This window comes from Luteococcus struthionis (assembly GCF_048595755.1).
GTDB lineage: Bacteria > Actinomycetota > Actinomycetes > Propionibacteriales > Propionibacteriaceae > Luteococcus.
In genome coordinates this window covers 2249358-2269858 of record NZ_CP184360.1, presented here as the reverse complement: position 1 = coordinate 2269858, position 20501 = coordinate 2249358, and the positions used below count along the sequence as shown (strand labels likewise).

Here is a 20501-nt window from a genome sequence, read left to right as displayed (position 1 = left end):
TTGTTGCACTTGTCGCAGGTGACCTTCACGCACATGGCATTCTCCTCGCCTCGATGGATGTGTCTGCCTCCATCGTGCCACTCACAGGGCGATGTGCTGCACGTCCTCCACGAATCCGCCCATCAGGCGGCTGCCGACGCCCTCGAAGTCGTCGCCCGAACCGGTGGTCAGGAAGAGTCGCTGCGCCTCGCGGGGGTTGTGGTGCAGCAGCTCGCGACGCTGCAGCGCGGCATAGGCGGCCTTGGCGCACTCGGTGGACGAGCTCACCAGGGTGACCCTGTCGCCCAGCACATAGCTGATCACGCCCTGCAGCAGCGGGTAGTGCGTGCAGCCCAGGATCAGGGTGTCGCAGCCGGCGCGCTGGATCGGCTCCAGGTATTCACGAGCCGCCGAGAGCAGCTCGTCGCCGCCGGTGATGCCCGCCTCGACGAATTCCACGAAGCGGGGGCAGGCCTGGGTGGTCAGTTCGACGTGAGGGGCCACGGCCATCGCGTCGTTGTAGGAACGCGAATTGGCGGTGGCCTCGGTGCAGATGACGCCCACCTTGTTGTTGCGGGTGGCGGCCACGGCGCGTCGCGCTGCCGGCAGCACCACCTCGATGATGGGCACGTCGTAGCGTTCCCGGGCATCGCGCAGGGCCGCCGAGGAGGCCGAATTGCAGGCGATCACCAGGGCCTTGACACCGTGGGTCACCAGGCGATCCATGCACTCGATGGCATAGGCGCGCACCTCGGCGATCGGCCGCGGGCCGTAGGGGGTGCGGGCCGTGTCGCCCAGGTAGACCACGTCCTCGTTCGGCAACTGGTCGACGATGGCACGGGCCACCGTCAGGCCTCCGAAGCCGGAGTCGAAGATTCCGATCGGTGCATCGCTGCCGATCTCGGACTCAAAGGGGATCACTGGTCGCACGTCCTTTCAACCCGAGCCATGATAGAACCCAACCACGTCCGACGGTCGCAGGCCCCGACACGGCCACGTCGCCACCGGCCAGCACAGGAGAGACCATGCCCCAGCAAGCCCCCTTCTCCCGAGGCAGTGTGGCGCTGTATCGCCTGGCCACCCAACGTCCGCTGGCCCGCCGCAGCCTGGCGCTGCTGGCGGGGGCCTTCGGGGCGAGCAGCATGAGCGGTTGCGGGGCGGGCACCCAGACGCGACGGGAGTTGGTCGAACGGGTGATCCCGGGCAGCGACCCGGTGAGCTTCACGATGCTGTACGCGGTGGGCCAAGACTTCCAGCAGGCCCACCACCTCATCGAGGAGGGTGTCGACCAGGTCAAGCTCACCGTCGACGTGACCACCAGGACGCCCCGCAAGGGCGGCACGAAGGCCATTGGGCTCGAGAAGCGCTACGACTTCACCCTGGCCAGGCCGCTGGGCAAGCGTCGCTTCGTCAACCACGACGGCAGTGCGATCAAGCTCGGCTGAGCGGTCACAGCTTGGAGATCTTGGCCGCACTCCACACGGCCTGGTCGGCCTCGGAGTGCGCATCGTCCTGGTGGGCCAGTTCGAGTGCGTACAGCACGCCATAGGTGAAGGTGGGCTCCCCCGCCTGCTGCGCCAACTCGGCCAGCTCCAGCAGGCGTTCCCGCGCCACCGCGGTGTCCTGGGCCGTGCCGAGGCTCTCGGTGACCTCCTCCCACGCCGCGGCCGCCCGCTTGCCCTGCGCATAGGCCGGAGCGACCGCCTCCCACGCATAACGGCAGGCCTTGGCCTTCTTGCGGGTCTCGTGGGCCAGCTCGGCCTGCTCCTCGCCTTCGGCGAGCTCCGCCTGCTCCCACAGCCGGGTCACCTTGCGGCCCGCCTTGCGCAGCGGCCGACGCAGCGCGCGCGTGGCCGGCTGGGCTGCCTCCTCGGTGAAGGCAGGTTCGCTCACCAGACGCACCAGGTCGTCCATCAGCGCGACGTACTGCGGCGAGTCGAGCGCCTGCACCAGGCTGGCATGGGCCTGGGCGTGCCGGGTGTCCAGCTCGTGGGCCAGCCGTTCGGACACCGGGCCCACCACCGCGGCCTGCGGCACGTCGGCCAGGGCCCCGGTCAGGCGGGCCTTCAACACCTCGGCGTCGCGCGGCCCGCCCAGCATGTCGGCCAGCCACTTGATCTGGTCCAGCAGCGTTTCGGTGCGCTCGCTGTCCATCAGCGCCTTGAAGGTCCGCAGCGTGCTGCGCAGCCGACGCGTGGCCACGCGCATCTTGTGCACCGCGTCGGGGGCGTCCTGGCGCACCGCCTGCTCCCGCGCCTGCACCACGCCCACCTGCGCGGCGATGTAGGCGCCCACCACCTCGGCGGCGGTGAGCGGGCTGTCGTCTCGCTCCGCCAACAGGTCGCCCAAGGCCTGCACCAGCTTGGAGACCTGGGGTTGGGGCTGGGCACCGGCCTCCGCCAGGGCCGTCGAGATGGTCTCCAGGTCTGCCGGGTTGCCGTCGGCAAGCTCCACCTCGAGCTCACGCCACTGCTGGGTCTGGCCGCTTCGACGTACCGTCACGGCGTCCTCGCACAGCAGGGCCAGCACCGTGCCGTCCGCATTGGTCAGGTTGGTCTCGGCACGCTCGGTGTCGAGCTGGGCGATCGGTGCCAGCGGGGCCTGTCCCACCACGTCGACCACCCGGTCGCGCAGGGCCTGGGGCACCTGCAGCTCGCTGCGCCCCTCCTCCAGGGGCAGGCCCACCTCGCGACGGGCGTCACCGCCGGCGGGCAACTTGAGGTGCCATCCGGCATCGGAGCCACCCGTGCGGCGTCGCAGGGTGACACCAGCCCTGGCCAGCGTCAGGTCGGGGGTGTCGAAGTAGGTGGCCCGCAGGGACATCTCACGACGCTCGCCCAGGCTGACTCCTTCACCCAGCAGCACTCCCTCGCCCAGCTCCTGCATGCCCTCGGGAAGGCGGAACTTGCGTTCGATCTCCATGGCCATGGTGCCCACTCCTGTCTGCCTCAACCACCCCATCGTGGGTGACCGACCAGTCTAGTCGGTGCGCGGCAGACTGAGTTGCACCAGCACCGGTCCGCGACGCTGTGTGGAGGGCCCCGACGAGCCGCAACCCGCGTCCCCGTCGGCGGTGCCCGACGCACAGCTCCCACAGCCCCCGCTGGGGCAGCCCATGGCCAACTCCCGCGCCTCGATGCGGCCCATGCGTCGCAGGTGGTCGACGCTGGTCTGCACCACGTCACGCCCCAGGCCGGTGCGTTGGGCAATCTCCTCCAGCGTCGAGGCACCCTGCTCGAAGGCCTGCAGCACCGCGCTGAGGGGCCCGCTCACCAGAACATCCGCCCGATCTGGAAGACCGCCACCGCTGCCAGCCACGCCACGGCCAGCTGCAGCGCGATCCCGAAGAGCGTCCAGCGCAGTCCGATCTCTCGTTTCTGCGCCGCCAGCGTCGCCACGCAGGGGGTGTAGGCCAGCAGGAAGACCAGGAAGGCGATCACCGCGGGCAGTGGATGGCCGTCGGAACTCTTCTCGAAGTCGGCGATGATCCGCTCCCCCAGCGTGCCCGGATCTGCACCCTCCTCGGGTTCGTCGACGGCGTAGGTCTGGGCCCAGGACGAGATGACGGCCTCCTTGGCGACGAAACCCACCACCAGGGCCGAGGTGGTCTGCCACTGGGCGAAGCCGGTCGGTTCGAAGACGGGCGTGACGGCCTGCGCCGCGACGCCGTAGACCGATTCCTCGACCGGCACCTCGCCGAAGGAGTGGGCCTGGCTGGCCGGCAGCGACTGCAGTGCCCAGACCACCACGACCGTGGCCACGATGATGCCCGAGGCGGTCTGCAGGAATCCCTTGAGCCGCACCCAGGTGACGCTGGCGGTCAACCGTGCGGTGGGCACCTGGTAGGGCGGCAGGTCGAGCACCAGCGGGTCGGCGCCCATGGTGCGCCACAAGGTCTTGCGCAGCAGCAGACCGACCCCCACCACCATGAGGATGCTGACCAGGTACATCGCAAAGACGACGGTGCCGGCCCAACGGCCGAAGAAGGTGGTGGCCACCAGCACGTAGACCGTCAGCCGGGCGGTGCAGCTGGTGAAGGGCACCAACAGGCTCACCAGGATGCGTTGCCGCACCTGCGGCAGGATCCGGGTGGCCGCGATGGCCGGCACATTGCAGCCGAAGCCCACCACCAGCGGCAGGAAGGCACGGCCGGGCAGTCCCAGGGAACGCATCATCCGGTCGGTGACCACCGCCGCGCGCGCCATGTAGCCGGAGTCCTCCAGCAGTGCCAGCAGCAGGAACATCAGCGCCATCAGCGGGGCGAAGGTGAGCAGCATGCCGACGCCGGCCACCAGCCCGTCCACCAGCAGGCCCTCCACCCAACCGCCGCCCAGCCCGATGGCGGCCAGCAGTGTGCGCGCGCCGTCGCTGATCGGGCCGACGAAGAGCGCGTCGAGGCCGTCCTGCAGCGGAGCGGCGACGGTGGTGGTCACCTGGAAGACGGCCCACATCACGGCCATGAAGATCAGCGGACCGATCACCGGGGCCGTCACCCAACGATCCACCTTGTCGCTCAGGGAGGCCCGCGCCTCGGCCGAGTCACGCGTCCCGGTGCCCACGGCGTGGTCGATGAAGCTGAAGCGCTCGTCCTCACGCACCAGGTCTGCGTCGAGCACGGCAAGGTCGGCCTCGGGCGTGAAGCGCAGGCCTCGGGGCTCGGGGGTGGGCGCATCCAGGGCGTCGTGCACCGCGACGACCAGCGTCTCGGCGCCCTGGCGTCGGCGCGGGTCCAGGGCCACCACCGGGCAGCCCAATTCGGCCGACAGGGCGAAGGTGTCCACGTCGACGCCGCGGTGCCGGGCCACGTCGAGCATGCTGAGTGCGACCACCACCTTCATGGCCCGTTCCCGCAGCTGGGCGACGATGTACAGGCTGCGCGCCAGGTGGGCCGCGTCGGCCAGCACGACGGTGACATCGGGGCGTTCGTCGGCGGGGCCGTCCACCAGCAGCTCACGGGTGAGGGCCTCGTCGGGGCTGATCGGATCCAGCGAGTAGGCACCGGGCAGATCGATCAGGGTCATGTCGATGGAGCGACCGTCGTGCGCGGTGCGCCAGGTGCCGCGGGAGACGCTGACGGTGGTGCCGGGCCAGTTGCCCATGGTGACCCGGGATCCGGTGAGCGCGTTGAACAGCGTTGACTTGCCCACATTGGGGGCGCCCACCAGGGCGACCACCGGGGCGCCGGCACCGGCACCATTGCCGGGGGCCTCCTCGCAGCAGGCCTTGGCCGTCATCACCGGCCGTCGGGTGCCGATCTGCAGCAGGGCCGGGGAATCCTCGTCGATGCTCATCAGCCCAGCACCTCAGCCGTGGGTTCCACGAACAGGCGGGCCAGCATCGAACGGTCCAGGGCAATGCGCGAACCCGCGACGCTGACGACGCGTCCGCCGCCGCTGGTGCGGTGCACCAGCAGCAGTTGGGCGCCGCGGCGCAGTCCGAGGGCGGCAAGACGGCGGCACAGCTCTGGGCTGCCCTCTGCCCGCACCAGGGTCAGCTGACACCCCAGGGGTGCCGCCGAAAGGGTGGTCTGTTGGTCCATGCGCAGCATCGTACGCTCGGCTTAGGCAAGCCTAAGCACCACCGTCTGCTTTGAGAGCAATCCCACACCCAGGCCCCGTCACAGGGCTTCGATCAGGCACTCCTGAACCCACCCGGTCCACTGGTACAGGTCATGCATCCAGGAGCGCGGGTCGTCCTGGGGCAGCTGGGCCACCTGGTCGGCGCTCACCTCGTCGGTGATGTCCAACCGCGCGGCCAGGGCCAGCCGGACATTGGTGAGCGTCTTGAGCCAGGCCCCCACATGGTCTCGGGGCACCAGGCAGACCCCATTGCGCCCCGTGGCCTGCAGGTCGGCGACGACGCGTTGCGCATCGGCCACCTTCTGGCCTCGTTGCCGCGCCTGGGTGAAGCGACGAAAGTCGTGCGAGGCAGCGGGATCGTCGGGGTAGGCGTCGGGGAAGAGCCGCCGCACCACGGGATCGGCCATGTCGAGTTCGGGGGCATCCGGGTCGTCGATGGTCGGGCCGGCGCCCTGGCTGAACTCGGCCTCCCACTGGGCGAAGGGATCCTCGGCCACCGCCGGCGGCCCGATCTGCTCGACGGGCGTGTCCTGCTGGTCGAGCAGTTCGGCCAACTGGTCGACCATGCTGGCCAGCACGCCCGGCTCGTCGCGGTCGAAGTGGATGGCCAGGTGGCCCTCCTCTGGCTCCACGCCCCTCATTCGGCCCGCTCCAAGGTGGCCCACAACCCGTAGTCGTGCATGGCATTCACGTCGCGTTCCATCTGCTCGCGGCCGCCGCTGGAGACGACGCACTTGCCCTCGTTGTGCACCTGCAGCATCAGCTGTTCGGCCTTCTCCTTGCTGAAGCCGAAGTAGCTGGTGAACACGTGGGTGACGTAGCTCATCAGGTTCACCGGGTCGTCCCAGACCAGGGTCACCCACGGCTGCTGCCCTGCAGCCTGCTCGTCAGGGCGTTCGACGACGGCCGTGCCACCCGACGGCGTGATGGTGGGCTCGTTGCTCATGGGCTCCATTCTTACCCACTCGGCAACCTTCGGGGCGATTCCTCGCGGCCAAACCCCACTAGTCAGACAGACTAGACAGCGTCACTAAGTAGTGACACTATTGAGCCATGGCAACCCAACCTTGGCCCAGCGAGTGGCTGCGCGGCACCCTCACCCTCGCGGTGTTGCGCGTGCTGTCCGACGGGCCCACCTACGGCTACGCCATCGCCAATGCCCTGGCCGACGCCGGTTTCGGCGACATCAAGGGCGGCACCCTCTATCCCCTGCTCAGTCGCCTGGAGACCAATGGCCTGGTCGAGACCGAGTGGCGCGAGGGCGACGGTGGCCCCGGCCGCAAGTACTTCCGCCTCAGTGAGGCGGGCCAGGCTCGCTATGCCGAGCAGGCTCCCCTGTGGCGCGCCTTCTGCGAACACACCAGCAACTTCATCGACCCCCACCAGCCCCACCAGAACCCGGAGGCCTGACATGACCGCCAAGCAGCTCACCGACAAGCAGTGGCTCGACGAGATGATCATCGAGCTGCGGCTGCGCAATGTGCGCGGCCCCGCCATCGGCGACGCCGTCGCGGCCGTCGAGACGCACTGCGCCGAATCCGGCGAGAGCGCCAGCGAGGCCTTCGGGCACCCACGCGAGTACGCCCGCGCCCTGGAGTTCCCGGCCGGCCAGATCGCCCACACCGCCCCCGCACAGTCGGTGTGCCTGATGTCCCCCATCGCGATCGGCCTGGTGGGTCTCTACCTGGTGCCCGGCATCGTGCTGGCCCTGTTCACCCACGAGCCCGTGGCCGTGAAATGGGGCGACATCGCCACGCTGGCGCTGATGGCCGTGGTCGTCGTGCTGCTGGCGCGGGTACCGGGCGTGCTGCGGGCCATCATGCAGCGGTGGATCAACGCCGCCCTGATCCTCGGTGGCGGCATCACACTGTTGACGATGACCCAGGTCTTGCTCGACGTCACCGCCTTCCGCGTGCCGCTGTGGCTCGCGGCGGTCGTCTGCCTCGTGGCGCTTGCGGCCTCCGTGATGAGGATGCGCCACACGATCGACACCGAGCAAGACCTGATCATCGACCCACGCACCCGACGACCGATGAATCCCGCGATCGCCCGTGCCGCCAGCTGGATCTTCGTGATCAGCGCCGTCGGTCTGGGGCTCCTCAGCGCCATCCCGCTCTGGTTCGCCCGCTGACCAGGAGCAATGGGCGGTCGCTCCGACGTGCGCAGTCATCCGCGCACGTCGAGCTGCCATCTGCACGCGATGCAACGCGTGCCACGGGAAGTACCGCGTGCGCGGATGACTGCACACGTCGAACTGACCACAGGGAGAAGCTGTTGCCGGGCTCGATCGTCCAATAGGGTCGTTTTCATGACCACCGCGCTGCTCACCGACCACTACGAGCTGACCATGATCCGGGCCGCCATGCGCGCGGACACCGCCTTCCGGCGCAGCATCTTCGAGCTCTTCCCGCGCCGACTCCCCGAGGGCCGCCGCTATGGCGTCGTGGCCGGCGTCGGGCGCATGCTCGACGCGCTGGAGGAGTTCACCTTCGACGACGAGACCGTCGACTGGCTCCTGGAGAAGGACGTGGTCAACGAGGAATTGGCCACCTGGCTTCGCGACTACCGCTTCACCGGCAACATGTGGGGTTATCCCGAGGGAGAGATGTACTTCCCCGGCGCTCCCCTGCTGCGCGTCGAGGGCAGCTTCGCCGAGGCCTGCGTGCTGGAGACCCTGCTGCTGAGCATCTACAACCACGACTCCGCGATCGCCTCGGCCGCCAGCCGGATGACCGCGATGGCCGAGGGGCGGCCCTGCATCGAGATGGGCTCGCGTCGCGCCCAGGAGCAGGCCGCCGTCGCCGCCGCCCGGGCCGCCTACGTGGCCGGCTTCGCCTCCAGCTCCAACCTGGAGGCCGGCAAGCGGTGGGGGGTGCCCACCGGCGGTACCGCCGCGCATTCCTTCACCTTGCTGCACGACAGTGAGGAGGAGGCCTTCAAGGCACAGCTCGCCGCCTTGGGCGAGGAGACCACGCTGCTGGTGGACACCTATGACCTGGAGGAGGCCGTCCGCACCGGGGTGAGGCTCACCGAGGGGCGGCTGGGGGCCATTCGTCTGGACTCCGGCGACCACGCCATCGTCGCCCGCCAGATGCGTGACCTGCTCGACGACCTGGGCGCCACCGAGACCAAGATCATCGTCACCAGCGATCTGGACGAGTGGCAGATCGCCGCGCTGCGCGGTGCGCCGGTCGACGGCTTCGGTGTGGGCACCAGCGTGGTGACCGGATCGGGTCACCCCACCTGTGGCTTCGTCTACAAGCTCGTGGCCCGCGGAGACAGCGATGCCGCCGACGCGCAGCTCTACCCGGTTGCCAAGAAGTCGGCCAACAAGAACACCGTGGGCGGGCGCAAGTTCGCGATGCGGCGCTTCGACGAACGCGGCGTCGCCGAGGCCGAGATCGTCGGCATCGGCACCCCGCCCACCGGAGACCACAATGATCGCCAGCTGATGGTCCCGCTGGTCCAGGACGGCGAGGTGGTGGGACGTGAGCCCATCGAGGCCGCGCGTGAACGCCACGAGAAGTCCCGGGCCGAGCTTCCCGTCGCGGCCCTGCGCGTGAGCCGCGGCGAGCCCTCCATCCCCACGATCATCCTGAATTCCGAGGGCGACGAGGCCTACAACCCCTACCTGCACTCGGTGATCCCCCGCAACATCTGAGCGAAAGGCGCACCATGTTCACCGCACTGATCGTCGTCGACGTCCAGAACGACTTCTGCGAGGGAGGTGCCCTGGGCGTGGACGGTGGCCAGGCCGTGGCACGCAAGGTGGCAGAGCTGCTCTCGGACGAACGAGGTGGCTACGGCTGCGTGGTCGCCAGCCGTGACCACCACATCGATCCCGGCGCGCACTTCAGCAGCACCCCCGACTTCGTCGACTCCTGGCCCCCGCACTGCGTGGTGGGCACCCCGGGCCAGGACTTCCACCCCGCGCTCGCCGACTTCGACTTCGATGCGGTCTTCGACAAGGGCTCCTACAGCGCCGCCTACTCGGCCTTCGAGGGCAGCATCGGCGGTCACGAGGACGGCGAGACCCTGGTCGACTGGCTGGTGCGGCACAAGGTGAGCCATGTGGACGTGGTCGGCATCGCCACCGACCACTGCGTCCGCGCCACCGCCCTGGACGCCGCCGCCGAGGGCTTCACCACCACCGTGATCGGCGAACTCACCGCCGCAGTGGATCCCGGCAACCTGCAGCGCGTGCGCGACGAGTTCGCGGAGAACGACGTCCGGATCCGCTGAAGGGTCAGCGCTTCTCGGGCAGCTGGCTGTAGCCGTTCATCACGGCGGCGAGCCGGCTGGCGCGCTCGCTGGTGAAGACGTCCTCCAGCAGCATGGGGCTGCCGTCGGGTGCCGACAGCGGGACGCGCCAGTTGGGGTATTCGTCGATGGTGCCGGGCTGGTTCTGGGTGCGGCGATCCCCCACCGCGTCCACCAGCGCGGCATTGAGCACCTTCGACGGGGTCCAAGTGAGCATGCGGTGCATGGCCAGCACGATCTGTTCGACGTCGCGGGTCTCGAAGTCCTCCTGCGAGAGGGCCCCGTGGTTGCGCAGCGCCTCCAGCATCGCCTGCTGTTCGGCACGACCGCCCGCCAGCTCGTCCTCCAGGCTCTCGGTGAGCATCCCCAGCTGGTCGCGCAGCCGGATGTGGTCGCCGGCCAGGTAGCCGGTGGTGGGCGGCAGGTCATGCGTGGTGACCGAGCTCATGGCGTACTCGCGCCAGTTCTCGGGCGGGGTGGGGCCGTTCTCGTCCTGCTCGAACCACATCACCGAGGTGCCCAGGATGCCGCGACGGCTCAGGTACTCGCGCACCCAGGGCTGCACGGTGCCCAGATCCTCGCCGATCACCAGGGCCTGGGCGCGGTGGGCCTCCAGCGCGAGGATCCCGATCAGGGCGTCATGGTCGTAGCGAACATAGGTGCCGTCCTTGGCGGTCTTCCCCTCGGGAACCCACCAGAGCCGGAAGAGGCCGATGATGTGGTCCACGCGCACCCCGCCGGCGTGGCGCAACACACCCTGCACCATCTGACGGAAGGGGGCATAGCCCAGCTCGGCCAGCCGGTCGGGTCGCCACGGGGGCTGCCCCCAGTCCTGGCCCAACTGGCTGTAGGCATCCGGCGGGGCGCCCACGGTGCAGCCCTGCGCGAAGACGTCGGAGAGCATCCACGTCTCGGCGCCGGAGGCGTTCACGCCGACGGCCAGGTCGCTGACGATGCCGATCGGCATGCCCGCATCGCGCGCCGCCTGCTGGGTGTCGGACAGCTGGGTCTCGGCAACCCACTGCAGCCACTTGTAGAACCTGATCCGGGTCTGGTTCTGGCGGTAGAACTCGGCCACCTCGGGAGAGGTGGGTCGTTGCAGCTCGGCGGGCCAGGTGCGCCAGTCAGATCCGTGCACCTCGTAGAGGGCACACCAGGTGGCGAAGTCGCGCAGCTGGCGTCCCTCCCGGCGCACGAAGTCATTGAAGGCCATCTCGCGTGCGGGCTTGCGGCCCGCGGCGAAGATGATCTCCAGCGCCGCGGCCTTGGCCGTCCAGGAGTCATTGCGTCGGATCTCGTCGACGCCGTCGAGCACCTTGCCCAGCTTCTTGCGCAGCTTGGCGATCTTCTTGCGCTCGGACTCGCCCAGCGTCGCGTACTCCTGGATCGCCTCGGGACGGATGTAGAGCGGGTTGACGTACATCCGGCTGGTGGGCAGGTAGGGCGACGGCTCCAAGGGCGGCTGGGGCTGGGCGGCGTGCAGCGGATTCACCAAGACGTAACCGGCGAACTGCTGGGTGGCAGACCACACCGACAGGTCCGCCAGGTCGGTCAGGTCACCCACCCCCCAGGACTCGCGGGAGCGCACGCTGTACAGCTGCGTCGCGTAGCCCCAGATGCGTCGATCATTCATGCTCGCCGGGAGCCCGAGGAAGCTCGGGGTGATGATCAGGCTGGACTCCACCTCGACGTCCTGGCTGCGCAGGACCAGGCGGTGGTAGCCCAGGGGAAGGTCTGCTGGCAGCTGGAAGGTGGCCTCGCCGATCCAGGCGCCGTCGATCTCACGATCGGGGGCGTCATTGGTGGCCTGCCAGGTCTCGCGGTGCTCCCCGTTCTCCAACCGAACGTAGAGGTGGGCATCGGCACCGGAATTGACGTGGACGTTGACCCAGCCGGGCTGGCCCTGCTCGAGCACGACGCAGGCGGGCAGCTTGCGGCGCCAGGGGCGCAGGCGCAGCTCCTCCACCGCCGCCTGGGCCTTCTCGGGGGTCGAGGCGTCGATCTCGAGCGCCTTCAACACCGCGATCACGGTCTCGTCACTGATCTGGGTCTCACGACCCTTCCAGTCCCAGAATTCCGAGGCGATGCCGAAATGGTCGGCGAGTTCGGCGAGCAGCGGATCGTTCAAGGCCATCGTGGGGGTTCCCGATTCGTCGACGTTGGTAGAGGGATCGCGAACAGCCTAGCTGGCCCAGTGGGCTGTATCGCCCACAGAGACAACCTGTGTGCCGGCCAGCAGATCAGCCAAGCTGCGTCGAGCCGGATCGGCCAGCGGCCACAGCACGCAGACCAGGAAACCGATGCCGGTGATCGCCAGCAGTCGGTGCACCAGACTGCGCACCAGGGCACGCTGCCACGGCAAACCGTGATCGGGGCTCCAGCGGGTGGGATCCTGCCACACGCCCTGGGGCGCCACCCGCAGCTGGCCGTTGAGCTTTCCGAGGGTTCCGCCCTTCCAGACCATCGTGATCACGTCGTAGCAGACCCGCAGCCCCACGCCGGGCAGCGCGGTGATGAACCACATCTGCACCAGCCCGTAACTCCACCAGTCCTGCAGACCGGGCAGTTGGCCGCCCTGGGTCATGTACGAGACCCGCAGGATCCCCACCAGTTCGTTGAGGAAGGGCTGGTGCCAACTGTCGAAGAGCACCAGCGAGACGAGCCACAACGGCATCGCGTCCAACAGGTAGGCGCGCACCCGCTCGATCCAGTGGGCCAGGCGGGTGCGGAGTGGTGTGGTGACGTGGCCACTCCAGGCACTCCCGTCCCACCAACGCAGCGGCGCGGCTCCCAGGGGGTCTGGGTACCAGCCGGCGACGGGCTGGGTCACCGGCCCTTGACCACCTGGGTGCGGGCGGCCATGTCATGCAGGGTCTGACGGCGACGGGTGAACAGCGGCATCACGAAGCTGATCAGCTGCACGAACCACAGCAGACCGCTGAAGCTGAAGACCAGGGCGCGCACCAGCGTCGCGCCCCATCCCAGCGGGCGAGGCGCCTGGCCGCGATCGACGGGGACCACGCGCAGTCCCATCAGACGCTGCCCAAGGGTGGCGCCCATGAACTTCCAGCACAGCACCAGGTAACCCAGCATCACCACCAGCGAGATCGCCTGCAGCGCATACATCGGGCCCATGATGTCGTACTTCTCCAGGGTGGCGACGTCGGGCGGCGGCATGGTGCCCCCGCCGGAGGCCTGGGCCATCATGTCGTCGACGAAGTCCATGTAGCCCTGGTAGGCGCGCTGCCAGAAGTTCCAGCCCAAGAGGATGGTGAGGGCGCCCAGGATCAGGCCGTCCAGCAGGTAGGCGATGACGCGGCTGCCCCAGCTGGCCAGCGGCACGCCGTCGGCGGTGTGGGTCTGCTTGCCGGCCCCACCGGCGTCGTACTGCGAGTACGGGCCAGTGGCATAGGGATTGGCCTGGTAGGGGTTGCCCTGCTGCGGCGCAGCGCCCTGGTAGGGACCATAGTCTGCTTGTCCGGGCTGGGCCGGACCGTCCTGGGCGCTCCACGGATCCGCCACGGGCTGGGTCGGGGCCAGCGGCGCCTGCTGTGCGGCACGCGTGTTGTGCGTCCAGCGCTCACCGTCCCAGTAGCGCTCGCGCGTGGGGTCAGCGGGGTCGGGGTACCAGTCCATCGGCGGATTTGTCGAAGTCACGATCCCAATATCTCATGGCAGGCAAGGGGTGGTCATTGCGCATTCACATTGCGTACCGGCCCGATCCTGACGGCGGCCACCATGCCGAGCACCATGACCACGGCAGCCGCGGCGAAGATCCATCCGAAGGTCTGCTCGTCGGAGCCCCGGGTGGCCAGCGTGTGGAAGATCGTGCCCGCCAGTCCCGCCACCAAGGAATTGCCCAGTCCCTCGGCGGTCTGCAGTGACGAGGTATTGCGCCCCAGTCGCGCGCGGCTCGACAGCGCCATGACCGCCAGCGAACTGCTCGCCACCGACAGCCCCATCCCGAAGCCTGCGATGGTCCATCCGAGCGCGGCGACCGCCAGGGTGCCGTCGGGATGGAAGGTACCCACCGCGATGCCCACCAGCCCCACCAGGGTGCACGCCATCCCGAGCCCGATGATCTGGTCTCGTCGCAGTCGCAGCCAGGGGCGCGCCTGTACCCAGGAGCCGACCGTCCACCCCACCGATCCGATGGTGAGGGCCAAGCCTGCGTGGAACAGTGACAGTCCCCGCAGCTGTACCAGGCTGAGCGGGAGGAAGGTCTCGGCCCCGAAGAAGGCGCCTGCCTGGCAGGCCCGGGTCCACACCACCGCGGACAGCCCGGCCCCCATCCGCAGGAAGCCCGGGGGCATCAGGCGCGGCACCGCCCCCACCAGCGCGGCCAGGCTGGCCAGCGCCAGGACGCCCCCGCGCCAGCCCATCCAGTGGCCGGCCAGCTGGAGCCCGGCCACGGCCAGTGCGGCCACCAGGGCTGCCCACAGCGGCACCGGATCCGTGTCCGGCTGGGCGTCGACGGGTTTGCGGGCCAGGCCGGCCAAGGGGCGCGCCGCCAGCACCGCCGCGCCCAGCAGCGCGGGGACCAGGCCCCAGAAGACCCAGTGCCAACCGAAACGGTGGGTGATGGCGGCCGCGACGGGCGGCCCCAGGAAGGCCGGCATCACCCAACACACGCTGAACCAGGTCATGATCGACGCGCGTTCGGCTTCCTCGAAGGCCGTCGCGATCACCACCATCAGGCACAGGTTGAGTGCGCCACCGCCGAGCCCCTGTAGGAAGCGGGCCGCCACCAGCAGGGGCATGCTCGTGGCCGCCCCCGCCAGGACCAGGCCCAGGAGGAAGAGTGCGCCTCCCAGCGCGAGTGGCTTGACCGGCCCCAGCCGGTCGCTCATCCGGCCGGCCACCGCGGTCGAGAAGATCATGCCCAGGACGAACAGCGTGAAGGTCCAAGCATAGAGGTGCACCTGCCCCAGCTGTTGCGCGGCGGCGGGCATGGCCGTGGCCACCGCGACGGTCTCGAAGGCCACGCACAGCACCCCGGCCAACAGGCCCACCAGTAGCGCTCGCCGTCCTTCCACCCGCTCATCCCACCATCCGTTCGGGCCGGCAGGCGAATTGCCCCACGGGCGAACGTCCAAGCACTGGTGCCAGGCCATTGCCTGCCTAGAATTGCCGACATGAGTCAACAGCTGGCACCCGGTTCGCAGACGGTCATCGACGAGCGCACCCAGGACATGGAGGCGGGCGGCCAGGAACGGTTCAGCCACTACGTCCCCAAGGCAAAGCTCACCGAGGCGATGGTGATGGGCACCCCGGTGGTGGCCCTGTGTGGCAAGGTCTGGGTTCCCAGCCGCAATCCCGAGAAGTTCCCGGTCTGCCCGGAATGCAAGGAGATCTGGGAATCCCTCAAGGGCGGCGGCAAGGACGATCCTGACGCCTGAGCCTCACCAGGCCGCCCCCGTGGGGCGGCTCGGCAGGGCGTGCCCCCGCGGGTGGATCACGTAGGTGGTGCCGCCGCTTCGACCCCAGGCGGACTCGAACTGGGCGCGGTTGTAGGTGCGCGGCACCAGGGAGTTGCTGGCCTTCATGCCCGAGGCCGGGTCGTTGACCAGCACGTGGCCGTTGGCGTCGAAGCCACGAATCACCATCAGGTGCCCGTTGGTGCCGTAGCCAGCACCCGTCAACTGGGTGCTGCTGAAGCTGGCCGAGATGATGAGCGGGATGCCGGCCGCGATGAAGCGTTCGGCCTCGTTCAGCGAGCGCAGACGGGTCACGAAGCCCTGCAGGCCCCGAGCCGAGGCATAGGCCACGTTGAAGGCCCAGTTGCCGGTGCCGCGGAATCCGGCGTCCCACACCCCGCGCACCACCTGCTCCACCTGCGGATCGACGTGGGGCTGCGGGCGCACCCAGTCAAGCGCAGCGCCGGTGGCACCGGCCTTCCAGTAGTCCAGCACCATGGCCGTGCTCGTGGGTGAGCACCACGCCTCTCCCCCGCCATTCCAGGCCGGGTAGTGCCCCACGTGCAGCATCTGGCTGTAGGCCGGCACCGTCAGGCTGCGGCCCCGCGCCACCCCGACCGGGCTGACCGGCGTGGTGGTCGGCCTGCTGGTGGAGGCCACCACGGCCAGCTGCTGGACGATGGGCATCGCGGTGGTGCCGGAGGTTCGCGTCAATTCCAGACGGGTCTGGTAGTGGCTGAAGCTTCCGCTGCGGGCCACCAGAGTGTCGGTGGCGACGCGGGCGACGGTGTCGGACTGGCCGGCATAGGTGGTGCGGGTGGGCGAGACGGCGCTGGCGCTGGATGATCCCCACAGGCCGAGCACGAACCACCGCGACCAGGTGCCCGCGCTGGTACGGGCCCGCAGGAGCACCCGCACCGCACTGCCGGGCTGGGTGGAGCAGTTCCAGGAGGGAATCAGCTCGCTTGCCGCCACCCCGGTGGCCACCACCGGGCCGGTCCAGGTGGCGATGCCGTGGGTCTGGGTCCGGCCGGCATGGGTGTCACGGTAGCTGGCCGTGCGACGTGCGGCACTCAGGTAGAGGCCCTGGCTGGAGACCCGGGTGCCGTCGTGGGTTCCGGCGCTCCAGCCGGCCCCGCTCCAGCGCTGCAGGCGTGAGTCACGGGTGCCCGCCGCATGCGCCTGGGAGACGAGCAGGTCGGAGGAGAACAAGGAGGCGCCCAGCACCGCTGCAGGGGCGGCACCAAGCAGGGAACGTCGGGTGAGCTGTGAGGGAGTCCAGGAGGAGTCGGCCATGCGCAGAGTCAATCATGTCGATCGTCATATTTGCCACAGCCGACCGAGGTCAGCTCGTGACGGCCAGGTGGCGCAGGGCCAGCTCGTAACCACCCAGGCCGAGGCCTGCAATGACACCCTCCGCGTAGGGGCTGATCACGCTGTGACGCCGAAAGCCCTCGCGCGCGTGCACATTGCTGATGTGCACCTCCACGACCCTGGGCACCTGCACCACGGCATCGGCCAGGGCGATCGAGTAGTGGGTCCACGCCGCCGGGTTCAACACCACCGGCACCTCGCGATCGGCCGCCTCGTGCAGCCAGCCCACCATCTCTGCCTCGGAATCGGTCTGGCGCACCTCCACCTGCAGGCCAAGATCCTGCCCGATCACCACCAGCCGCTGCGCCAACTGCTCGTGGGTGGTGGCGCCGTAGACCTCGGGCTGACGCTTGCCCAGGCGCCCCAGATTGACCCCGTTGAGCACCAGAACCCTCATGCGCGCCCCTTCAGTCCAAGCTCCAGGTAGCAGGCCGCGAACCGCCCGCGCTGCACCAGTTCCACGTAACGATCCAGCTCGCCCGACTCCTGCGGCGAGTCGACCGAGAGCTCGCACACCCGGACTCCCTGGCGCTGCGCCACCGCCATCAATTCACCGCGCTGGCGACGCGCCCACTCGTCCTGGCTGCCGTCGTCCACCACCACCAGGACGCACGGCAGTTCACCGCCGTCCTCGTCAAAGGGGTCGCGGAAGGGGTCGGCCGGCGCGCAGGCCTCCAACACGGGCAGCAGCGCCGCGGCGTCGGCAGCCAGCGCGGGCCGTCCCGAGGCTTCCCTGAGCGCCTCGGCGATGCGTCGCGAGGCGCGGGCCGCAAGCACCGATCCGCCCCACACCAGGGGCTGGGCATCCCCCAGCGCCAGGGCCAGTTCCTTGGCGGGATTCTGGGCCAGGTCGCGGTGCGGGGAGCACTGTTCGGCCACCAGGTCGGCGCGGTCCGCCACCCTCTCGTGGGCCACGCTGGGCCCCAGCCCCAGTTCGTGCAGCACCTCCAGGGTCACCACCACCGCGGCCAACGGATCGTCGTGGCTGGTGGGCAGCACCAGTGTGCTGCGCGAGCCGGCACGCTCCACCAAGGGCGAGTCCGGGCTGGCGGCGACGATGATCTGGGCCCCGCGACGCACGGCCTCGTCCACCGCCCCCAGCAGTGCCGGATCGGACCCCTGGCTGGCCAGGACCACCACCAGGTCGAGGGGGCCCACCCAGCCTGGCAGCCCGTCGAGCTGCCAGGCCACGAAGGGCACTGGGCACACCGGCTCCAGCATGGCGCGCACCAGGCGCGCCTCCGCCCCCAGCGCCAGCACGCCACGGGGGCGCTCCAGCTCGCTCCCACTGGCCCGCGCCGGGCGGGCGGCATCTCCGACGACGCGCACCCTGGCGCCGGCCGAGGCGAGCCGACGCAGTCGTTCATCGATGGCCAGCAGCGCCTGGGGATCGTCGAGCAACGACTCGTCGAATCGGACCGTCATGGCCTCAACGACCCTCGGGACGTCGGGCCTCGTCGATCAGCATCACCGGGATCCCGTCACGCACCGGGAAGGCGAGGGCACAGGCGGAATTCGTGCACTGCAGCTCATGCCGGTCATAGTCCACGGCGAACTTGCTGTGACAGGCGGGGCAGGCCGCGATCTCCAGGAAGGTCGGCGACAGTTCCAGCTGTTCGGGCATCGGATCTCCTGAGTTGCATCACAGTGCCCCGCGGGTCGGGCCACCTCGTCCAGTCTATTGCCCCGGGCCTGCCTGGTCGGCGGAGGATTGCCTGCGCTCGGAGTCTGCGATGACCCGAAGATGGCGCCGTTCGGCCAACACGACGACCTCTCCCCCCATCAGTGGGTCCGAGGCCGGCCGTCCGGCATGGTCGACCTCCTCGGGCAGCAGGCCCACTTCCCGGACCGCATCGGCCAACGCCATCAGGTCGGCATCATCGCGGGCAGGTGGGGCCGCCTCGGAGGCATCGGGCAGGCGCACGACCTCCCAGCCCTTGGGCGCCGAGAGTTCGTCGCAGTGCCGCCGGCACAGGTCATAGGTTCCGGGAAAGCGCTCCGGGGACAAGGGGCCGAGCACTGCGGTGGAATCGGCGTAGACATAGGTGAGCGTCGCCACCGCCGCGTGCTGGCAGCCTGTCTTGGTACACCGTCTGTCGACCACCGAGCGAGGGTATCGCGTGCGGGCGCCACACGCCGAGTCGCCGCTCCGCGGGCCGGGGGCGGGGCTGCACTACAGTGGCGCCCATGCCTCGTCGACGTGATCGCCACGACCGCGGTGTTCGCGGGCCGTTGGCCCTTCCCAATCCGCTGACGGGCCGCCAGGTTCCACTGCGCCGCACGGCCTCACGCCAGGAATTCTTCACCCATGCCGTCACCAGCGCGGTCTCCCGGATCGACCAGACCTATCCCGGCGGGCTGGACGGGGTGGGAATCGGCGTCGAGGAGGTTCCCTATCTGGCGACGCTCTGGAGCGATGACAGGGTGCCGCTGGCCGTCTGCGTGGAGGCAACCAGCCAACAGGCCGCGCGCATCGTGCTCTACCGACGTCCCCTGGAGCATCGCGCCCAGTCACGGGCAGACCTGCGTGACCTGGTGCACCGAACCCTGGTGGAGCAACTGGCTGCACTGACCGCCCAGGAGGTCACCGACATCGACCCGAGCCTCGACGAGGAGTGGTGAGTCAGGCCCGACGCTTCAGCTTGCGACGCTCGCGCTCGCTCAGGCCACCCCAGATCCCGAAACGCTCGTCATTGGCCAAGGCGTATTCGAGACACTCCGCCTTCACCTCGCAGGTCTGACAGACCTTCTTGGCCTCGCGCGTCGAGCCGCCCTTCTCGGGAAAGAAGGCCTCCGGATCGGTCTGGGCGCACAAAGCACGCTCCTGCCAGCCGAGAATTCCTTCCTCGACATCTGCGATCAGTGTCAGCAGTTCCATTCCGCCCGTGTCCCTTCGGCCCAGAAAGCAAGAGGGGTCGCACATCCGTGCGCCCCCGTGCTCAATTACACGGCTGTAATTGGTTCGAGTCAAGCCGGTGTGGAAATTTGACATGGCCAAGAAGTGTGATCCAAGTGACAAGAACGTGACGCTCTTGGGATCACTGCGGGTTACGCCGAACCGGCTCCCAGGCAACCGTCCCCTCGGCATCGGCTGCCGGGGCGGCGCCGCCCTCGGCAAGGTCGGCGGCAGTGGCCCACGGTCCCTTCGGAAGGGCCTGGGGGGCGTCCTCCGGGGCCCCCTCGGACCCACCGGGCAGTGCCTGCCACCCGGTCGACCCCTCACCGGGGTGCCCCCAGCCGCTGGCGGCAGCTCCCGTGGCGGCATCACCGGCACGCGTCCAGACCGCTCCGGCAGCCTGGTCCGGGCTCCAGCTGGCCTGCTGCTCGACGACAGGCTCGGCCTCCGGCTCCTCGGACTGCGCCTCGGCGCCGGCCGGCGCCACTTCGGCGGGCGCCTCCGCCTCGTCGGTCGGCCAGGCGGCCCGGACGGCTCGCAGCAGCACCTGCGCCGCCCCCAACTTGATGGCAATCTCCAGCAGGCCGCCCAGCACCTCCAGTGCCCCCAGGAAGATGCCACCGGCGCCCCCGACCAGCCCGGCGACCAGGAGGACCAGTTGCAGCAGGGCCGCGATGCCAATCGCCACGGCCAGCCCCCGGGCCAGGCCAAGACCCTGCCGACGCACCGGCTTGGCCAGCACCACCCACAGCCCCACCCCGACGCAGGCGAGCACCATCACGATGCTCAACGAGCTGCCGCCGATGTCACGTGCCGCCTGCGGGAAGGTCGATCCCTTGACCAGTAGGTATCCCAGACGGACCAAGGAGATGACGATGTAGATGACACTGACTGCCAACATCAGCCGGGCCGCGCTCTCGCGGTAGCGCTTCACACTGTCTGCCATGACACCAAGAGTAGGGCCCCGCACCGTCGTCACGGACGAGGTGCGGGGCC

General features: G+C 69.5%; 25 protein-coding genes. 7 read left to right on the top strand and 18 right to left on the bottom strand.

Going from position 1 to position 20501, the window contains the following annotated elements; translation table 11 throughout:
- Positions 1 to 81 precede the first annotated feature (81 nt).
- Entirely contained in the window at positions 82 to 897 is an 816-nt protein-coding gene (gene murI / locus ACOAMO_RS10460; RefSeq protein WP_420177016.1) for a glutamate racemase, read from the bottom strand.
- Positions 898 to 1004: 107 nt separating this feature from the next.
- On the opposite strand from murI, the gene ACOAMO_RS10455 reads away from it, so the two are divergent.
- Positions 1005 to 1424: a hypothetical protein gene (locus ACOAMO_RS10455; RefSeq protein WP_420174735.1), complete on the top strand. Its 420-nt coding sequence runs from the start codon at positions 1005 to 1007 to the stop codon at positions 1422 to 1424.
- A 4-nt stretch (positions 1425 to 1428) separates the two neighbouring features.
- Here ACOAMO_RS10455 and ACOAMO_RS10450 read toward each other — a convergent pair whose 3' ends face one another.
- The 6 genes from ACOAMO_RS10450 to clpS form a co-directional block, all read right to left on the bottom strand.
- On the bottom strand, positions 1429 to 2907 hold the full coding sequence (locus ACOAMO_RS10450; protein WP_420174734.1) for a CHAD domain-containing protein: 1479 nt from the start codon (positions 2905 to 2907) through the stop codon (positions 1429 to 1431).
- 51 nt (positions 2908 to 2958) lie between these two features.
- Positions 2959 to 3252: a FeoC-like transcriptional regulator gene (locus ACOAMO_RS10445; protein ID WP_420174733.1), complete on the bottom strand. Its 294-nt coding sequence runs from the start codon at positions 3250 to 3252 to the stop codon at positions 2959 to 2961.
- On the bottom strand, positions 3249 to 5270 hold the full coding sequence (feoB, locus tag ACOAMO_RS10440; RefSeq protein ID WP_420174732.1) for a ferrous iron transport protein B: 2022 nt from the start codon (positions 5268 to 5270) through the stop codon (positions 3249 to 3251). Before feoB ends, ACOAMO_RS10445 begins: the two co-directional genes overlap by 4 nt.
- Complete coding sequence (locus ACOAMO_RS10435; RefSeq protein WP_420174731.1) at positions 5270 to 5518, bottom strand: FeoA family protein; 249 nt, start codon at positions 5516 to 5518, stop codon at positions 5270 to 5272. Before ACOAMO_RS10435 ends, feoB begins: the two co-directional genes overlap by 1 nt.
- A 78-nt stretch (positions 5519 to 5596) precedes the next feature.
- Complete coding sequence (locus ACOAMO_RS10430) at positions 5597 to 6190, bottom strand: DUF2017 domain-containing protein (RefSeq protein ID WP_420174730.1); 594 nt, start codon at positions 6188 to 6190, stop codon at positions 5597 to 5599.
- Positions 6191 to 6195: 5 nt separating this feature from the next.
- Positions 6196 to 6504, bottom strand: a complete 309-nt coding sequence (gene clpS, locus ACOAMO_RS10425) for an ATP-dependent Clp protease adapter ClpS (RefSeq protein ID WP_420174729.1) — start codon at positions 6502 to 6504, stop codon at positions 6196 to 6198.
- Between the two features lie 107 nt (positions 6505 to 6611).
- On the opposite strand from clpS, the gene ACOAMO_RS10420 reads away from it, so the two are divergent.
- From ACOAMO_RS10420 to ACOAMO_RS10405, 4 genes are all read left to right on the top strand, one after another.
- Positions 6612 to 6968 carry a PadR family transcriptional regulator gene (locus ACOAMO_RS10420; protein WP_420174728.1) on the top strand — a complete coding sequence of 119 codons (357 nt, stop codon included), beginning with the start codon at positions 6612 to 6614 and terminating at the stop codon, positions 6966 to 6968.
- A 1-nt stretch (position 6969) separates the two neighbouring features.
- The gene (locus tag ACOAMO_RS10415) at positions 6970 to 7689 is read left to right on the top strand and encodes a hypothetical protein (protein ID WP_420174727.1); all 720 of its coding nucleotides are present in this window, start codon (positions 6970 to 6972) and stop codon (positions 7687 to 7689) included.
- A 105-nt stretch (positions 7690 to 7794) separates the two neighbouring features.
- Entirely contained in the window at positions 7795 to 9219 is a 1425-nt protein-coding gene (locus ACOAMO_RS10410) for a nicotinate phosphoribosyltransferase (RefSeq protein WP_420174726.1), read from the top strand.
- Between the two features lie 14 nt (positions 9220 to 9233).
- Positions 9234 to 9800: an isochorismatase family protein gene (locus tag ACOAMO_RS10405; protein ID WP_420174725.1), complete on the top strand. Its 567-nt coding sequence runs from the start codon at positions 9234 to 9236 to the stop codon at positions 9798 to 9800.
- A 4-nt stretch (positions 9801 to 9804) separates the two neighbouring features.
- On the opposite strand, the gene malQ is transcribed toward ACOAMO_RS10405, so the two are convergent.
- The 4 genes from malQ to ACOAMO_RS10385 are packed head-to-tail and all read right to left on the bottom strand — an operon-like array spanning position 9805 to position 14854.
- On the bottom strand, positions 9805 to 11952 hold the full coding sequence (malQ, locus tag ACOAMO_RS10400; RefSeq protein WP_420174724.1) for a 4-alpha-glucanotransferase: 2148 nt from the start codon (positions 11950 to 11952) through the stop codon (positions 9805 to 9807).
- A 48-nt stretch (positions 11953 to 12000) separates the two neighbouring features.
- Positions 12001 to 12648 carry a DUF2510 domain-containing protein gene (locus ACOAMO_RS10395; RefSeq protein ID WP_420174723.1) on the bottom strand — a complete coding sequence of 216 codons (648 nt, stop codon included), beginning with the start codon at positions 12646 to 12648 and terminating at the stop codon, positions 12001 to 12003.
- The gene (locus tag ACOAMO_RS10390) at positions 12645 to 13475 is read right to left on the bottom strand and encodes an RDD family protein (RefSeq protein ID WP_420174722.1); all 831 of its coding nucleotides are present in this window, start codon (positions 13473 to 13475) and stop codon (positions 12645 to 12647) included. Before ACOAMO_RS10390 ends, ACOAMO_RS10395 begins: the two co-directional genes overlap by 4 nt.
- A 32-nt stretch (positions 13476 to 13507) precedes the next feature.
- Complete coding sequence (locus ACOAMO_RS10385; protein WP_420174721.1) at positions 13508 to 14854, bottom strand: MFS transporter; 1347 nt, start codon at positions 14852 to 14854, stop codon at positions 13508 to 13510.
- Between the two features lie 99 nt (positions 14855 to 14953).
- Between ACOAMO_RS10385 and ACOAMO_RS10380 the strand changes: the two genes are divergently transcribed.
- Positions 14954 to 15217 carry a DUF3039 domain-containing protein gene (locus ACOAMO_RS10380; protein ID WP_420174720.1) on the top strand — a complete coding sequence of 88 codons (264 nt, stop codon included), beginning with the start codon at positions 14954 to 14956 and terminating at the stop codon, positions 15215 to 15217.
- Between the two features lie 3 nt (positions 15218 to 15220).
- On the opposite strand, the gene ACOAMO_RS10375 is transcribed toward ACOAMO_RS10380, so the two are convergent.
- From ACOAMO_RS10375 to ACOAMO_RS10355, 5 genes are read right to left on the bottom strand one after another with little or no spacing between them, the layout of a single operon-like run.
- The gene (locus ACOAMO_RS10375; RefSeq protein WP_420174719.1) at positions 15221 to 16531 is read right to left on the bottom strand and encodes a peptidase C39 family protein; all 1311 of its coding nucleotides are present in this window, start codon (positions 16529 to 16531) and stop codon (positions 15221 to 15223) included.
- Between the two features lie 49 nt (positions 16532 to 16580).
- Positions 16581 to 17006 (bottom strand): type II 3-dehydroquinate dehydratase, encoded by a 426-nt coding sequence (gene aroQ / locus ACOAMO_RS10370; protein ID WP_420174718.1) that lies wholly within the window; start codon positions 17004 to 17006, stop codon positions 16581 to 16583.
- Complete coding sequence (locus tag ACOAMO_RS10365; RefSeq protein ID WP_420174717.1) at positions 17003 to 18034, bottom strand: SIS domain-containing protein; 1032 nt, start codon at positions 18032 to 18034, stop codon at positions 17003 to 17005. Before ACOAMO_RS10365 ends, aroQ begins: the two co-directional genes overlap by 4 nt.
- A 4-nt stretch (positions 18035 to 18038) precedes the next feature.
- On the bottom strand, positions 18039 to 18233 hold the full coding sequence (locus tag ACOAMO_RS10360) for a Trm112 family protein (protein WP_420174716.1): 195 nt from the start codon (positions 18231 to 18233) through the stop codon (positions 18039 to 18041).
- A gap of 54 nt (positions 18234 to 18287) precedes the next feature.
- Positions 18288 to 18713 (bottom strand): DUF3499 domain-containing protein, encoded by a 426-nt coding sequence (locus tag ACOAMO_RS10355; RefSeq protein ID WP_420174715.1) that lies wholly within the window; start codon positions 18711 to 18713, stop codon positions 18288 to 18290.
- An 83-nt stretch (positions 18714 to 18796) separates the two neighbouring features.
- Between ACOAMO_RS10355 and ACOAMO_RS10350 the strand changes: the two genes are divergently transcribed.
- Entirely contained in the window at positions 18797 to 19231 is a 435-nt protein-coding gene (locus tag ACOAMO_RS10350) for a metallopeptidase family protein (RefSeq protein WP_420174714.1), read from the top strand.
- A gap of 1 nt (position 19232) precedes the next feature.
- Here the strand turns inward: ACOAMO_RS10350 and ACOAMO_RS10345 are convergent, their stop codons facing one another.
- Together ACOAMO_RS10345 and ACOAMO_RS10340 are read right to left on the bottom strand one after the other, a co-directional pair.
- Positions 19233 to 19487 (bottom strand): WhiB family transcriptional regulator, encoded by a 255-nt coding sequence (locus ACOAMO_RS10345; RefSeq protein WP_420174713.1) that lies wholly within the window; start codon positions 19485 to 19487, stop codon positions 19233 to 19235.
- A 160-nt stretch (positions 19488 to 19647) separates the two neighbouring features.
- Complete coding sequence (locus ACOAMO_RS10340; RefSeq protein WP_420174712.1) at positions 19648 to 20451, bottom strand: hypothetical protein; 804 nt, start codon at positions 20449 to 20451, stop codon at positions 19648 to 19650.
- Positions 20452 to 20501 lie beyond the last annotated feature (50 nt).